This is a genomic window from Aminobacter sp. BE322, assembly GCF_050433525.1.
Classification (GTDB): domain Bacteria; phylum Pseudomonadota; class Alphaproteobacteria; order Rhizobiales; family Rhizobiaceae; genus Aminobacter.
On the sequence record NZ_JBNPXB010000023.1, the window covers coordinates 1 to 14,356 of the forward strand.

General features: G+C 59.8%; 16 protein-coding genes. 10 read left to right on the forward strand and 6 right to left on the reverse strand.

Annotated features, from left to right (window positions below):
• From J2X50_RS22245 to J2X50_RS22255, 3 genes are all read left to right on the forward strand, one after another.
• Positions 1-573: tyrosine-type recombinase/integrase (locus tag J2X50_RS22245; protein ID WP_429098150.1), on the forward strand; the 573-nt coding region annotated here is incomplete at its 5' end.
• 253 nt (positions 574-826) lie between these two features.
• The gene (locus tag J2X50_RS22250; RefSeq protein WP_429098152.1) at positions 827-1,036 is read left to right on the forward strand and encodes a hypothetical protein; all 210 of its coding nucleotides are present in this window, start codon (positions 827-829) and stop codon (positions 1,034-1,036) included.
• Positions 1,037-1,259: 223 nt separating this feature from the next.
• Positions 1,260-2,189, forward strand: a complete 930-nt coding sequence (locus J2X50_RS22255) for a recombinase family protein (protein ID WP_429098154.1) — start codon at positions 1,260-1,262, stop codon at positions 2,187-2,189.
• A 57-nt stretch (positions 2,190-2,246) separates the two neighbouring features.
• Here the strand turns inward: J2X50_RS22255 and repC (J2X50_RS22260) are convergent, their stop codons facing one another.
• The 6 genes from repC (J2X50_RS22260) to J2X50_RS22285 all read right to left on the reverse strand — a co-directional run bounded on the left by repC (J2X50_RS22260) (position 2,247) and on the right by J2X50_RS22285 (position 9,050).
• On the reverse strand, positions 2,247-3,557 hold the full coding sequence (gene repC / locus J2X50_RS22260; RefSeq protein WP_429098156.1) for a plasmid replication protein RepC: 1,311 nt from the start codon (positions 3,555-3,557) through the stop codon (positions 2,247-2,249).
• Between the two features lie 190 nt (positions 3,558-3,747).
• The gene (gene repB / locus J2X50_RS22265; RefSeq protein WP_429098158.1) at positions 3,748-4,794 is read right to left on the reverse strand and encodes a plasmid partitioning protein RepB; all 1,047 of its coding nucleotides are present in this window, start codon (positions 4,792-4,794) and stop codon (positions 3,748-3,750) included.
• Positions 4,791-6,008 carry a plasmid partitioning protein RepA gene (gene repA, locus J2X50_RS22270; protein ID WP_428529622.1) on the reverse strand — a complete coding sequence of 406 codons (1,218 nt, stop codon included), beginning with the start codon at positions 6,006-6,008 and terminating at the stop codon, positions 4,791-4,793. The genes repB and repA overlap by 4 nt, the downstream gene beginning before the upstream one ends.
• Before the next feature lie 247 nt (positions 6,009-6,255).
• Positions 6,256-6,855 carry a hypothetical protein gene (locus J2X50_RS22275; RefSeq protein WP_428529621.1) on the reverse strand — a complete coding sequence of 200 codons (600 nt, stop codon included), beginning with the start codon at positions 6,853-6,855 and terminating at the stop codon, positions 6,256-6,258.
• Positions 6,855-8,387, reverse strand: a complete 1,533-nt coding sequence (gene repC, locus J2X50_RS22280) for a plasmid replication protein RepC (RefSeq protein ID WP_011578800.1) — start codon at positions 8,385-8,387, stop codon at positions 6,855-6,857. Before repC (J2X50_RS22280) ends, J2X50_RS22275 begins: the two co-directional genes overlap by 1 nt.
• 375 nt (positions 8,388-8,762) lie before the next feature.
• Positions 8,763-9,050 carry a MarR family transcriptional regulator gene (locus J2X50_RS22285; protein WP_245262446.1) on the reverse strand — a complete coding sequence of 96 codons (288 nt, stop codon included), beginning with the start codon at positions 9,048-9,050 and terminating at the stop codon, positions 8,763-8,765.
• Between the two features lie 155 nt (positions 9,051-9,205).
• On the opposite strand from J2X50_RS22285, the gene J2X50_RS22290 reads away from it, so the two are divergent.
• From J2X50_RS22290 to J2X50_RS22320, 7 genes are read left to right on the forward strand one after another with little or no spacing between them, the layout of a single operon-like run.
• Complete coding sequence (locus tag J2X50_RS22290; RefSeq protein WP_429098161.1) at positions 9,206-9,724, forward strand: hypothetical protein; 519 nt, start codon at positions 9,206-9,208, stop codon at positions 9,722-9,724.
• A gap of 3 nt (positions 9,725-9,727) precedes the next feature.
• Entirely contained in the window at positions 9,728-10,402 is a 675-nt protein-coding gene (locus tag J2X50_RS22295) for a lytic transglycosylase domain-containing protein (protein ID WP_429098163.1), read from the forward strand.
• 7 nt (positions 10,403-10,409) lie between these two features.
• Positions 10,410-10,709, forward strand: a complete 300-nt coding sequence (locus tag J2X50_RS22300) for a TrbC/VirB2 family protein (RefSeq protein ID WP_429098165.1) — start codon at positions 10,410-10,412, stop codon at positions 10,707-10,709.
• A gap of 3 nt (positions 10,710-10,712) precedes the next feature.
• Positions 10,713-11,051 (forward strand): type IV secretion system protein VirB3, encoded by a 339-nt coding sequence (locus tag J2X50_RS22305; RefSeq protein ID WP_429098167.1) that lies wholly within the window; start codon positions 10,713-10,715, stop codon positions 11,049-11,051.
• On the forward strand, positions 11,023-13,425 hold the full coding sequence (locus J2X50_RS22310) for a VirB4 family type IV secretion/conjugal transfer ATPase (protein WP_429098168.1): 2,403 nt from the start codon (positions 11,023-11,025) through the stop codon (positions 13,423-13,425). Before J2X50_RS22305 ends, J2X50_RS22310 begins: the two co-directional genes overlap by 29 nt.
• A complete protein-coding gene (virB5, locus tag J2X50_RS22315; protein ID WP_011578793.1) occupies positions 13,425-14,120 on the forward strand; it encodes a P-type DNA transfer protein VirB5 in 696 nt (231 codons plus the stop codon). Before J2X50_RS22310 ends, virB5 begins: the two co-directional genes overlap by 1 nt.
• Positions 14,117-14,353, forward strand: a complete 237-nt coding sequence (locus J2X50_RS22320; RefSeq protein WP_011578792.1) for an EexN family lipoprotein — start codon at positions 14,117-14,119, stop codon at positions 14,351-14,353. The genes virB5 and J2X50_RS22320 overlap by 4 nt, the downstream gene beginning before the upstream one ends.
• The last annotated feature ends 3 nt before the right edge of the window (positions 14,354-14,356 follow it).

A 14,356-nucleotide genomic window follows, 5' to 3' on the forward strand; every position in this document is an offset into this window, starting at 1 on the left:
GTCTCACGAAAAGTGAATCAGTCTCGCAAATCTGAATCGCCTAAGCTATTGAAAAGGGCCGCATGTGTGCAGCACAAAAAACGGTCAACCCACAATCAGACCGAGGATTCCTCGGGCTGGATCGAGATTCTTGACAAAGGAATGTTGGTCACCCTGCGCGGCAAAACCGGCTGGCGCGAGGTGGAGATCGGACGCGGCTCGTCCGACGCCACCTGCCCGATTGTCACGTTGCAGACCTGGCTGAAGCTCGGCCGGATCGCACACGGCCCCTTGTTCCGACGGGTGATAAGCCAAGGCAAGACAGTCGGCGTCGAACGGCTCAATGACCAGGAGGTCGCCCGCCTCGTCAAACGCGCCGCCATGGCCGCCGGCGTCCGTGGCGATCTGCCGGAAGGTCAGCGCAGCAAGCTCTTTGCTGGCCATTCTCTGCGCGCCGGCCTTGCTTCTTCGGCCGAGGTTGACGAGCGCTATGTGCAAAAACAGCTTGGCCACACGTCGGCAGAGATGACCCGAAAATACCAGCGTCGCCGCGATCGCTTCCGGGTCAATCTCACCAAGGCCTCGGGACTGTAGAAAAAGCCCCCTCCCCTGCTGCACCTGAGCGCGAAGGAGCAGAGGGTGTGGTCGTCGAAGGGCTCGTCTTTAGATTTTGACGCTCAGCGCGGCCTCAGGCTCATCCTCAATTGGAAGCGGAACGGCTGCTTGTCCAACGGGGCCTGATGCTGCAAGGTTCAAGAAGTGTTGTGGCGCGAACGCAATACCCATCGCGCACCCTGACCTTGACCCGAATTGGCCAAACAAATCGTAAACGCGGGAGCGCGTAGCCTTGGAAACCAGGATCATCGATAGCCGGAACGATTTCGCACAATGGGCGATCGATAGGTCGAATGCGATCCTCACGGATCAGGGTTCCGAACTCGCGACCGCAGTACGCAATGGAAATGAGGCCCTAATCGGTGAGACGGCACGGGCGCTCGGCCAAGCGATCGTCGATGCGCTGATCGAGGCGTTCGACGGTCTCACCAGCGACGAATGAGCACCACGTGGCTCGCACCGCTGGCTATGCAAAAGGAAACAGCGGCGGTACGCCAGTAGGCGGCACCCAAAATCTATTCAGCGATCATTGACTTCGGCTTGCGCTGTGAGACTTGGCCGACCCTGTGGTGGGGAACAGCCTAGTGACGCGTCTCCAAACGATCGTTTATCCGTATCTTCTATGTTTGGAAAACGGAACGATGGGCAGCTCGGAGGCGCTCCAAATGGCAGCTGAGACGCAAAAACGAGCTTCCCGTCGACCACAGGGCCGCCTGATCGGCTATGCGCGCGTGTCTACGGATGAACAAGCGACAGAAGCGCAGGAAATCGAACTGCGCTCTGTCGGCTGCGATGTGATCGTCCAGGAGCACGGCTCCGGCGCATCGCGCGCCCGGCCGGCTCTCAGCAAGCTGCTGCGCGACGTTGGCGCCGGCGACACCCTCGTTGTCGTCCGCATCGACCGCCTTGCGCGCTCCGTCAGCCATTTGCTCGAGGTGATTGAGGACCTGACGGAAAGAGGGGTGCATTTTCGCTCGCTGCGGGATCCGATCGACACCACGACGCCGCAGGGCATGTTTTCTCTCCAAGTGCTCGGCGCCGTGGCGCAGCTGGAGCGCTCGTTGATTTCCGAACGCACGAAGGCCGGCATAAGGGCGGCGAAGGCCAGGGGAAAGCTCTCCGGAAACCCTGGGATCCGCGAACGCCGACCGGAGACGCTCGCCATGATGACAGCCGCCCAGAAGGCAGCTTACGGCGCACGCATCCAGGCAACTGCCAGCCAGTGGCTTCCGACTGTGAAGCGCATGCGCCCGGATCATACTTGGGATGACATCGCGCGGGCACTGCAGCAACGAGGGCAGGACTGGACGCCCGAGCGGCTTCGTCGCGCCGTGAGATGGCTGGTTACCGAGCACATGGCAGACCCCGCCTTGCTTCGGAAATCGCCGCCTCGCCTCCCGGAGGACCGGCTGATGACGCTGGTCACTGGTATCCACGCCTCGAACCCGGATTTGACGCTCCGGGAGATTGGGGCGCAGCTCGAGAAACTTCACGAGCGCACACCGCGCGGCGGAGCCAAGTGGTCTCCATCATCGGTGAAGAACCTGCTCGACCGCGCCCGGCGCTCTGGACTGCTGGCGAGCGAAACTTCGTGACCATGCCTGGGCGGTGACAGCCAGTGCCCGATCGTGAGAGACACCAAACGAGCGGCATCATGGCAGCGGCTTTAACTTCTGCAGACTTTTCACGAGCGAATCCGAGAACTCAAGTCGCGGTGCTCCGCCGGCGTTGCCCGCGGCTTCTGATTGCCGCCGCTTGTTCTCATCCAGCTTGGCCCGCAGCAGCGCCATGATCATCGGCCAGGTCGAGAACTTCCCTTCCCTCGCCTTGTCTGTCAGGCTCCGCAAGTATCCGCCCGCGCTGTTGATCTGACCCGATCGCTGATAAATCGCGGCCAGTGCAATCGCGGCCTGAACCTCGCCCATGACGCCTTGGGCATCCTGCCAGGCGCTCCGACTGATACCGAGCATCGTTCGTCCAAGTTCTGCGGCCGCAAGCAAGTCGCGCCAGTGGCGGATCTCACCCGATTGAACGATTTCCAGCAGGTTAGGGCAGGCATCCAGCACAATACTCAACGGCAAATCACGCTTCGGCAAGCTCCGCACGTTATCGGTTTCCGCAGCGCTGCCGCTCGCTTCATTCTTTTCTCGAAAGCCGTGTTCAGATTCAGATATGGATTCGGGATTTGAATTCTGTATGTGGCGCTCAAAATGAGACTCATTGGCGTTCGCATTTTGCGTTTTTGTGAAGGATTCCAATATGTCACTGATCTCGGCGTGAAGTTCCGCGAGTTGCCCGCAGATGTCCTCGAGAAGTTGCCTCGGCGCCGTGCGCGGAAGTGTTGCGATGATCGTTTGATAGGCTTGAAGCACCCTGCCCCAATTACCCGGCACGCCCTCTTCGATCCCGGTGTCAATCATCTTGACGATATCGCGCCGCAGCAGCGTCAGACGCTCCCTGGCAACGCGAAACGCCTTCTTCTCCGCCTGGACGGTCTCAGCGAGATCACGAAACTCCTCGGCGCGGGCGACGATCGGCGACAGGTCGAAGCCATAGGCCTGCTCCACTTCCCCTGCCCTGCTCCTGCGGGCGAAGCGCTTGCCGTTCGGACTGTCGCGACGAATGATCAAACCGCATTCCACCAGCACAGCCAGATGGCGGCGAAGCGTTGCCGGCGAGATGCCATTGGCCCTGGCCATGAGCTGCTCGTTCGACGGCCAGACGATGAGTTCCCCCACGGCCGAGAGCTCCGTTTCCCGGTGGAATGAAAGCAGCGCGTTGAGGATCGCCAGAGAGCGATCGGTCGCGCCGAGCGGCTCGCGCGCTTCACGGATATGCTGGAAGACCTGCCACTTATTGGCGGCTGCCTCCTTGGGCATTGCCTTTGCGGTCGCCTGGCTGGCGATCTGGCCAAGCGTCAGCGCTCGCCGCCCGAAGGGCGTCGTTGAAATATGTATCTGCATTGTCTTTCACCTATCGCTAGGCAAAAGAAATTGGCTCGCCGAAACGACGTTTTCCGTCGCGGACTCTTGACTGCGATTCGCGGAAGTGCGATTCTCTGGGTGCTAACTTGGAGAAGGGCTTCCGAACGATGTTTTGGGGGCCTTTTTCTTTTGCTTCGTTTCGATCTCCTGCTTCGTGTTCAGTTCGCCGCTATCCGACTCTCTTGCGGTATTCCGCGTAGAGTCGGGGGACCTCGTTCAAGACGAATTCCGCAAACTCGGGGGAAGCCTTCCGATCGACGCTGAGCGTCACCTTCTGCTTCGTCTGAGAAATTCTACCAACTTCATTGCCCTGGTGAGTGACAGGCACCTCGTCTTTCGGAGCGAGCGCACCGTCCTTGAGAGCTTTCGCAACTGCCTCGAAGCGCTCCTTCGACTTAAGCAGCTCGAACCCAGGACGATTGGCGACGTTCAGCGCCTGCTTTGCGCGCTGTTTGTCTGACGCCAACATATCGGCCAATGCCATCCAATTGCGACGGCCTACGCCGTGCGCGGGGCCGATGGCTTCAATCAAGTCCTCGGGAATTTTCGCCGCGACAGCCAGCATGTTTGAAAGATCACTCTTATAGATCGCCAAGGCTGACATGATGACGTCACGAGGGAACTGCTTTTCGAGGCGTTGCGCGAAGCGAACTTTTTCGATGTAGGAGAGGTCCTGCCGCTCGTTGTTCTCCTGCCCTTGCGCAATGACCAGTTCTTGGTCGCTCATCGTCCTAACGACGGCCTTTACCGGCCGCTCCAGAGCGATCGCAGCGCGCAGTCGGCGATGTCCGAATGCAACTTGATATTTCGCTGGGTCGTCGGGGTGGGGCCGAACTAGGATGGGAACCTGTTGCCCCTCGTTCCGGATCGAGTCCACAAAACCGCGAAAAGCTTCATCATCGGACAACATTCGGTCCGGGATAAATGAAGGCTCTACGTCGGCAGTGTCGAGTTCGACTATGATCTGGCCCGATAGGAGCTTCTTTTCAATTTCGTCCGCTCGCTTCGAACGCTCACTGAGCTCCCCGAGCGACTGCCCAAGGGCACCAACCGGCGTGGCATCGCTCGGATCGGTCAAATCAGGTGAACCTAGAAGAGGTCGCAGCCTTGATGGCCGGCGTGGGCCTTGGTCTTCCTGCGAGACTGCGGGCACGGTATCGCGGGTTTGATCCGTCGGCTTTTGCGACAGGTTGCCAAAGATCTGCTTCCGGCTCATGCGGCCCTACCCCATGCTTTCTTGATCAGCGCCTCAATTTCAGCGTTGACACTGTCAACAGATTCCAACGCTCTGTCGTAGGTCGACCGCGTAAACTGGCTTCTCTCCACCTCGAAAATTGTTTGGTTGGTGAGACCGGCATCGGAAATCGCGGTGCTCTTGAGCATCGGGTGATTGAGGACGTGATCGCCAAAAATAGAGCGCAAAAAGGCGACCATCTGGTTCTGCGGGCCGTCGCTTGGCTCAAAGCGAGTCACTAGGTACTTCATCCAGAGATATTGCGACGACGCCCCTGCCCTACTGATTTCTTCGAGCAGATCTCCCGTCATCGCCAGGAACTGGCTCATCGACATTACGTCCAGCATCTGCGGATGAATCGTGATCAGAACCGACGTCGCGGCGGTAAGCGCTGACATCGTCAAGAAACCTAGTTGCGGCGGGCAATCGATTACCACGACATCGTACAGCTTCTGAACTTGAGAAAGCGCCTGTCCAATGCGCGCAAAGAACAGAGTATCGCCCGGCGCACGCGTCATTAGGGCCTTTGGCGTATCGTGCTCGAACTCCATCAATTCGAGATTGCCAGGCACCAGATGGAGATCTGGGATATACGTTGCTCTGACAATCTCGGCGATCGGGCGCTTCTCTTCGTCATACCGGATTGCTCCGTAGAGCGTTTCGTTGGGCCCGACATCGAGCTCGGGCTGGTGTCCGAACAGCGCGGAGAGGCTTGCTTGCGGGTCCAGGTCGATAGCTAGGACGCGGTAGCCGCGAAGAGCAAGATACTGAGCGAGGTGGGCCGTCGTCGTTGTCTTTCCCGACCCCCCCTTGAAATTCATCACAGTGATGACCTGGAGTTGCTCGGAGCCGGTGCGCCAGGGTAAGTATCGCTTGTTTCCTCGAGTCCCACTGTCCAGTGACTTCCGAATCTCATGGATCGCCTCGACCGAATATGTACGGCGCCCCCCCGCCGAGACGTTACTAACGTCCGGCATCTCGCTAGCGACCTGTCGGAGGTAACCCTCCGTGATTCCGATCAGCTTCGCGGTTTCGGCCGGCGAAAAATTGCGAATGCCTTTTTCCGCGTCTGGTTGAAATGTGCTAACGTGATGTGCTTGGAGCTCGGACGACAGCGCCGCGGAATGACGCTGAATGAGGGTCTTGAGCTCATTGGTCACGTCCGTTGACGCTGGCGGTTTAGCAGTGGTCTCCATCAGGTTCTTCCATTCCTGCGGTAGTTGCGGAAAATTTACGAGATTGCGAAAAACTCCGCAGGTGAGCGAACTATGCCCGATTCTTTCTGTTCTGCAACAAAATAAGGGTTAACGAGATATGAATGCCCCGGGGTACCAGCATTCAGTCGGGGAAGTTAGCCGCGGCTAACTGGTAATCTCGGTCCGCCCCAGGGCCACAGCCACGCACGGTGTCGACGGAGCCCAACCGCGATGGCGCCTACGAGAATCACCATCGTTGTGGCGAGAGAGGATTATACGTGCCATTAGCGCGGCGCCAATCCGCAGGAGTCATGAAATTACTCGACCAAATCCCTGCGCTCGCGGCCTTTGCCTTCGCCTCGATCTCCGCATAGCCGGGCAGCGGATCTTCATGCTTTGACACAGCCAGGACATACATCCCCTGCCCGAGACCCAAAGCTGCTATGTCGATCGCGTCGACGTAGCACTGCGCTCGATACCCTCCACCTGGAATAACGCGGGTCGGCCGACACTCGACCTCCTTGACCAATGTGCGAGACGCGAGCCACGCCGTAGCCACTGCGCCACATGGCCAGTCCACATTTCCAAGACGCGCCTTCTGTCGGAGTTCGCAGGAATCGACGGCCTCCAGGCGGATTCGGGTCGCAGTACGATATCGTCCTCCGTCCTGAATCAAATCGAACGTGACGCCATCGTAGATTTGCGCTTTGCCTATGACCGTTTCCGGCAAACCCTGGGCGGCGACGCCGCCGGCGGTCGAGAACAAGCTGAATGCAATGGCGATCGCATAGGCTGCCGGACCCCACCCGCAGCCTCGGCTTTCCACATATCTCGTCCGAACCTTCATCAACGCATCCGCCACTTCTTGCAGAACCCAATAAATGCTTTTTCGATGCTCGGTTGGGCGAGATCGATATTCCCCTTGCGGCACCAGGACCTGAAGGCATCCGCCACGGTCTCGACATCAGGCGTCGGTTTGGGCGCATGCTCGCGAACCAGCTCCGCCCAACCGGACCAGTTGATGCGGTCCTGAGGAAAGCCGCGATAGGGATGTACCGGGCGCGAGGAATGAATTGCGACGCCGCCGCCCTTCGCGCCGGCAAGCGCAAACAAAGACCGGCTAATTCGCAACTGCCCGTTTCTGCCTCGCTGAATGAGTCTCCGAAGATACGCGCCGGGGTTGGCGACCTGACCATCATCTGCGCGCTGCACGGTGACAGCAAGCGCGGCGATGGCCGCGTCCGGTCCCAGATCGTTTTCCGCCTCGGTCCATACCTGGGCATTGATTGTCGCGGCGGCGCACAGCCGGCGGCCTGATGACCGCAGCGCTGTCCAACTGTCGAAGACCTCGGGGACGTGCTTTTGAAGGGCAGGGCAGGCGGCTCGCACCAGTCCGAGCGATACATTGCCGATGTCGTCAACCGGGCTCAGCGCCGGCCTGCCATCCGTTCCAGCGGCCGCTAGCGCATCTGCCAGTCTTCTTCCGGAAGTCAGTGGGGTGGGGCGGGGTGGGGCGCCTGAAATAAGTCTGTCCGTTACGGCGGGGGGCGAGTTTCTACTTTCTTCTACACAGGGAAGATCCGCTGTAGTTTGTACCTGACGAAAACTCGTCACCGCGGTGTCTAAATTTGAGCGTTGCGACGCGCTTCGGTACGCCTCTTCAACCTGCTCACGGAGAACGGTCAACTCTTCGATCAACTCGCGGAATTGGCCCAGGTCACCCGGCACGCATTCCCGCAGCCTATCCAGCCTCGCGTGGAAGTGTTGCCAGTTGCCCACGAGCCCATCGCGTTCCGCCGCCACCAGGACAGCCTCGATCTCTCTGCGGATCTGTGTACGCTGATAGGAGAGCGTCCTGCGCTCGCGTCCTTCCTGCTCATAGGCAAGGGCGATCTCGAGAAGTTCGTCATAACGCATGATGATCGGCGATAGGTCGATCCCAAACGCCTCCACGATCTTGCCTTGGTCGTCCCGAACACCACGACGCTGGTAGGTGGGGTGCGATGCATGCGCGATAAGTCCTGCCGCGGCCAGCCCGCGCAGATGATGTCGGGCCGTAGAGATGGATAAGCCGAGTTGCCGCGCGAGGGCCTCGTTAGAGGGCCAGACGATCGGGCTGGCGTCCTTGCAGGTCCAGTCGGCCGCGGGCGAATAGCCGAACAGTTTGTCTATCATCGCAATCTTCGCCGCCTTCAGTCCCAACGCGGCGGCCGCGCGCTTAGCCAACTGCAATGCCTCAATCCGCTTTACGGCCAGTGTCCGATCGCCAGCATAGTCCCGAGCTGCCCGGTGCGCGGCCAGGCCGGCGGGCGTGATCCGACGAACACCGGCCACTGGTTTCAATCCTTCGGCCGATGCAAATTCTTCAGTAGTGCTCATTCCGGTACCTCCCGAAACGGCAAGCAGGATCGTTCGCCGAAGTGGCGTTTTGCCTTGACACAAATTTGGGCTTTTGCGATTATTCGACCCGTCACAGGTTGCGGTTCTCGCCAAAGAGCCCCAGCAAAGAATTTCGATCTTCAGTGAACCGGCCTTGGAAGCGTCAACTTCCGGGGCCGTTCCTTTTTTGCCGTATAGCTTCTCCATCACACGGTTTGTCTACGCGAAACGAATCAGTCTGCGCGTGAGAGCAGGTGAGTCGTTGCGCGAAGTATGCTAGCGCGCTTATGCGCAAGCAATACTGTGCGTTTTCATCATGTAATGGAAGTCTTTTTAAGACGACTTTTCAAACGACTGAGGATCACGTAGCGCGGTTTAGGAGCCGTAAACGCCCTGAAGCCTCTCGAAGATTTCCGGCGCGATCTCGTACTGCCGGGCCTTGCCACGCCCGATTGACGTGCGCCCCCAGGACTCTTTCAAAAGCCCTCGCACGACCAGCGGATCAATGGCTTCCTGCGCTGCTTTCCTTGTCATTCCAGTGACTTCCGTCACGTTCGTTATGGTCAGCGCCGTATCTGCCTTTTGCAGCGTGTACAGGAGATTCATCATGCCGAGCTGGCGCAGACGCGAATTCGGCGTCTCGTCGGGCAGGGGCTTCGACATGATCTCGTGCGTAGCCAAGGTCGCAAAAACCGTGTTGTGCCAGCGTTGGTTTAATGGGCTTGGCATCTTCTTATCTATTCGTTATCGTGCAGTATGACAAGGTGGTGAAGCCTCACGGACGGCGGGCCAATGGAGAGAAAAACGGGAGTTTGGGCATGAAAAATGCGGTCATTCGGGCACTTTCTGCCGTTTTACTCTGCGTTCCATTGTACACGTTTTCGTCCTCCATTGCGCGAGCAGATGATTGGGGCTGCCAGGTTCTCCTATGCCTTTCGAACCCCGGTGGCGCAACGCAGTACACCGAGTGCCGCCCGCCGATCGAACGGCTTTGGTCGCATCTCGCGAAGGGGCGATCGTTCCCGATTTGCAGCGGCGTTGGCTTCACAGCGACGAAGCCGCGTTATGAGCCGTACTATTGTGACGCCGGGTTCCGGCTGGTCACACGTTCGGGAGATCGCAGAAATGACGTCGGCTGCGTCTCCACCGAACCCAAGGTCGTCGACAGCGCCATGTGCAGCGATCGCGACAATGGCGGCGCCTCGGGACGCTGGCATTTCGAAGACGGCAAGCGGGTCTGCAAGGCACTGGTCACCCAACGTCCTCATGTGCGCGAGCAGCCGAGGTATGTCGACGTTACTATCGATGGCGCCGGCCGCCAGCGCGTGTGGTTCTAGCCCATGCCGGTTGCCTTCCTCGCTCTCGCTCAAAACTGCGCTCCGCAGGTCGCCTCGGAAACAATTGCGGCTGTCGTGAGCGTCGAAAGCGGGTTCCAGCCCTTTGCAATCCGTATCAACACAGATCATCCGCTCGCCGAGCAACCCAAGACCCGAGCCGAGGCAATCGAGACGGCGACGATCCTGATCGCCGAGGGTCACGATATCGACCTCGGACTTGCCGGGATCAATTCCGGTAATCTCGGTCGGCTTGGCCTTTCCGTCAGCGACACATTCGACTTCTGCCTCAACATCAAGGCCAGCGCGTCGCTACTTGACGGTTACTACCAAATAGCTCTCCAAGGTGGCGCGACGACGGCACAAGCCGAAGCCGTCATGCTGCGGAGCTATTTCGGCAATGGTGACGCCTCGGTCGGCGAAATGGTCGGCTACGACAGCCGGGTTCTGGCCGAGCGCGCGCGGCTGTCCGACCGTCTCGACAGCATCGAGATTATCGAGGCGCAAGCGGAGGCGTTGCCGGCGCGCGAAAGGGCAGGGGAGTCGTCTGCCGCCACGGTCGACAGCGGTCCGGCCGGGAAGAGCCAGCAGCAATCCCAGGCTTCAGTGCCGCGATGGGATGTCTACAGTTCGGGGCGGCAATCCTCCGTCCTCGTCTTTTCCAACGAGCAAAAGGAGTAATGCGCCTATGAACCTATCGGCTCGCATAAGGCCGTACGCGGCGACCGCAGCGATAGCGGCGGTATTTTCCCTGACCTTGGTCGAGCCGAGCTTCGCCCAGGCGGGCGGGATCGAAAGTGTGCTGCAGAATATCGTCAACATGCTTACCGGCAATGTCGCGAGACTGCTGGCTATCATCGCCGTGATCATTGTCGGCATCGCATGGATGTTCGGCTACCTCGATCTACGCAAGGCGGCCTTTGTCGTGCTTGGCATCGGAATCATCTTCGGTGCGACCGAGATCGTCAACATGATCTCAGGAGGCTAGTGCGTGACCGAGCGGATTGCCCTTGTGGAAGACACGCTGTTTCTCGCCTGCACCAGGCCGGCGATGATCGGCGGCGTGACGATGGAGGCGATGGGGATCAATATGATCTTCACGACGATCCTCTTCATCGTCGCGGGATCGGTGGCCTACGCGCTCGTCGGCCTGGTGTTCCACGTCATCTTCAAGGCGATCGTCAAGCACGACCACAATATGTTCCGCGTGCTGCTCGGTTGGATCGAGACGCGGGGCAGAACCCGCAACAGCGGGTTCTGGGGCGGATCGAGTCTCACTCCGATGAAGCTCGTTCGGCGCTATGACGAAAGGGATCTCGGCCTTGCCTAGTACCGCGACCGTCAGGAGCCGTGAGCTCGAACCCGAGACCTTCATCCCCTACGTCCGCCACATCGATGAACGGGTGATCGCGCTTGACTCCCGTGCCCTGATGGTGGTCATCGCGCTCGAAGGCGTGTCGTTCGAGACGGCCGACACGCTGGACCTCAATGCGCTGCACCGGGACCTCAACACGCTCTACCGCAACATCGCGGATGAGCGGCTGGCGCTGTGGACGCATGTCGTTCGGCGACGCGACAACGAGTATCCTGACGGCGAATTCGCGAACGCCTTCTCGCGCACGCTGAACGACAAGTACCGCAACCGCATGATCGGGGAGGACTTGTTCCGCAACGATCTGTATCTCAGCCTCGTATGGCACCCGGGCAAGGATGCAGCCGAGCGGGTGGCAGCGTTCCTGTCGAGATTGCGCAAGGCGCGGCGACGCGGGGTGGAGCTTGATGTGGATGCCCTCAAGCGTCTCGACGACACCATCGTCGACGTTACAGCCGGCCTGAAGCGTTTCGGCCCGCGCGTTCTCACCCTTCAAGAGCGCGACGGCCTTGTCTTCTCGGAGCCGAGCGAAGTGCTGCACCAACTGGTGGGCGGCCGCCGTGAAGCCGTGCCGCTGACCGAGGGCCGCGTTTCATCGGCAATTTATTCCGACCGCGTCATTGTCGGACGCGAGACGGTCGAGATCCGTCACGAAGGATCGAGCCGTTATGCAGGCATGTTCGGTTTCAAGGAATATCCGGCCCGCACGCGGCCCGGCATGTTCGATGGCTTGTTGACCGTCCCCTATGAACTGATCCTGACCCAGAGCTTCTCATTCCTGTCGAAGTCAGATGCGAAGACGGTGATGGGACGCAAGCAGAACCAGATGGTCAGCGCCGGCGACAAGGCCGGGTCGCAGCTCGAGGAGCTCGATGATGCGCTGGACGATTTGGAATCCAACCGCTTCGTGCTGGGTAACCATCACTTGACGCTTACGGTCTTCGCCGGAACGGTGAGGGAATTAACGGACAATCTGGCGAAGAGCCGAACCCATCTGACCAACGGCGGCGCGGTCGTTGCGCGCGAGGATCTCGGGCTGGAAGCGGCCTGGTGGGCGCAGCTTCCCGGCAACTTCCGCTATCGCGTCCGCTCCGGCGCGATCACCTCGAAGAATTTCGCGGCCTTTTCGCCGTTTCATTCCTATCCGGTCGGTCAGCGCGACGGCAACGAATGGGGACCTGCCGTTGCCATGCTGAAGACGGCGTCGGGATCTCCGCTCTATTTCAATCTTCACTATGGCGATCTCGGCAACACCTTCATCGGCGGACCTTCCGGCTCTGGCAAGACGGTGCTGCTCAACTTCATCCTGTCGCAGGGCGAGAAGTTTGATGCCAATATTGTGTTTTTCGACAAGGACCGCGGCGCCGATCTTTTCGTGCGCGCCGCCGGCGGCACATACCTGCCGCTAAAAAATGGCCGGCCGACCGGCTGTGCCCCGCTGAAGGGCATGGAACTGACGCCGGAGAACAAAGTGTTTCTGGCGCAATGGGTGACCAAGCTTGTCGGCTCGAAAACGCGAGAACTCTCCGTCGCGGAAACCCGCGACATCGCCAATGCCATCGATGGGCTCGCCGATCTGCCGGTAGAGCGGCGCACGATCGGCGCGCTGCGCACCTTTCTCAACAACACCGATCCCGAAGGCATCGCATCTCGATTGCGCCGCTGGGAGAGGGGAGGGCCGCTCGGTTGGGTATTCGATAACGTCATTGAGGACATTGGCCTTGGAGACTTCGGTGTTGGCGGCAAGTTCGTCGGCTATGACATGACCGACTTCCTCGACAATGAGGAAATCCGCACGCCGCTGATGGCCTATCTCTTCCACCGGGTCGAGCAGCTGATCGACGGCCGCCGCATCATCATCGTGATCGATGAGTTCTGGAAGGCGCTTGCCGACGAAGGCTTTCGCGATCTCGCCCAGAACAAGCTCAAGACCATCCGCAAACAGAATGGGCTCATGCTGTTCGCCACGCAAAGCCCGCGCGATGCGATCAACTCTCCGATTGCGCACACCATCATCGAGCAGTGCCCCACCCAGGTCTTCATGCCCAACTCGCGTGGCAGTCGAGCCGACTACGTCGACGGCTTCAAGCTCACCGAGCGGGAATATGAGCTGATCGCACGGGAGCTCTCCAACGAGAGCCGCCGCTTCATCGTCAAGCAGGGTCATAACAGCGTCGTCGCCGAGCTCAATCTCGGCGGCTTCGACGACGAACTCGCCGTGCTCTCCGGTCGCACCGCCAACGTCGAACTTGCCGATACGATCCGGGCGGAGACCGGCGACGATCCGGAAGCATGGCTTCCTCTCTTCCAGCAGCAAAGGAGTGCAGGCTGATGCGTATGCGCAAATCGATGATGGCTGCCGCCATCCTTGTCCTGTCGGCCAGCGGCGCCGGCGCGCAAGGGATTCCCGTGATCGACCAGACGGCGATCCTGAAGCACATTGAGAGCATCACCCAGCTCAAGTCGCAGCTTGACGCGCTCAATCAGCAAATCACCCAAGCCGAGCAATTGTTCGGATCGCTGAACAAGCTGACGAACATGGCCGATGTTGTTTCCCTCCTGAACCAGCCGGAAATCCGCAAAGCCTTACCGCAAGACTTTGCGGCGATCGAAAGCCTGCTCAGCGGCAACGGCTCGGGTGCGTTCGGCGATGCCGCCTCGAAATTCCTCGGCGAGAACTCGACCTACCAGACCTCGGCCAACGATTTCTACGCCCAGGAACTGGCGCGCGTTCAGAACCGCAATGCCGGCCAAATGAGCCTTGGCCAGCAGATTTACGATGCCGCCACCAAGCGCATCGATGGGATCGATCAGTTGCGCCAGCAGATATCGTCGGCAAGCGATGCCAAGGACATCGCCGATCTCCAGGCGCGCATTCAGGCCGAAAGTGCCTTCCTGCAGACCGATCTCCTTAGGATGCAGGGGCTGCAGATGGTCCAGCAGGCGCAGGCCCAGGTCGAGGATCAGCGCAAGGCGGAAGACTGGCGCAAGCGCATCGACACGATGAACACGGCGCTGTCGCAATGAAGCATGTCGCGGCTCTCGTCATGATGGCATTGCTGGCGGCGTGTTCGGAACCGCCTCCGGCTACGGTCATCACCGTCAGCGAATTTCTCGCCGACGAGAGCCTGCGCGCTGATCATATCGGAAAGTGCCGCGAGAACCCCGGTGAACTCGGGGAGACGCCCAATTGCCGCAATGCCGAAGAGGCGGAAGGCAAGGCCCGGCTCGAGCGCATGAACAGGGCGCTGGGGGGATAGCGC

Bases quoted from the DNA above. Each gene is read 5' to 3' on its own strand.
- virB5 (WP_011578793.1), top strand. From the start codon at position 13,425: ATGCGTATGCGCAAATCGATGATGGCTGCCGCCATCCTTGTCCTGTCG.
- J2X50_RS22290 (WP_429098161.1), top strand. From the start codon at position 9,206: ATGAAAAATGCGGTCATTCGGGCACTTTCTGCCGTTTTACTCTGCGTT.
- J2X50_RS22300 (WP_429098165.1), top strand. From the start codon at position 10,410: ATGAACCTATCGGCTCGCATAAGGCCGTACGCGGCGACCGCAGCGATA.
- repA (WP_428529622.1), bottom strand. From the start codon at position 6,008: ATGGAGACCACTGCTAAACCGCCAGCGTCAACGGACGTGACCAATGAG.
- J2X50_RS22310 (WP_429098168.1), top strand. From the start codon at position 11,023: ATGACGAAAGGGATCTCGGCCTTGCCTAGTACCGCGACCGTCAGGAGC.
- repC (WP_429098156.1), bottom strand. From the start codon at position 3,557: ATGCAGATACATATTTCAACGACGCCCTTCGGGCGGCGAGCGCTGACG.
- repB (WP_429098158.1), bottom strand. From the start codon at position 4,794: ATGAGCCGGAAGCAGATCTTTGGCAACCTGTCGCAAAAGCCGACGGAT.
- J2X50_RS22255 (WP_429098154.1), top strand. From the start codon at position 1,260: ATGGCAGCTGAGACGCAAAAACGAGCTTCCCGTCGACCACAGGGCCGC.
- J2X50_RS22275 (WP_428529621.1), bottom strand. From the start codon at position 6,855: ATGAAGGTTCGGACGAGATATGTGGAAAGCCGAGGCTGCGGGTGGGGT.
- J2X50_RS22285 (WP_245262446.1), bottom strand. From the start codon at position 9,050: ATGTCGAAGCCCCTGCCCGACGAGACGCCGAATTCGCGTCTGCGCCAG.
- J2X50_RS22320 (WP_011578792.1), top strand. From the start codon at position 14,117: ATGAAGCATGTCGCGGCTCTCGTCATGATGGCATTGCTGGCGGCGTGT.
- J2X50_RS22295 (WP_429098163.1), top strand. From the start codon at position 9,728: ATGCCGGTTGCCTTCCTCGCTCTCGCTCAAAACTGCGCTCCGCAGGTC.
- repC (WP_011578800.1), bottom strand. From the start codon at position 8,387: ATGAGCACTACTGAAGAATTTGCATCGGCCGAAGGATTGAAACCAGTG.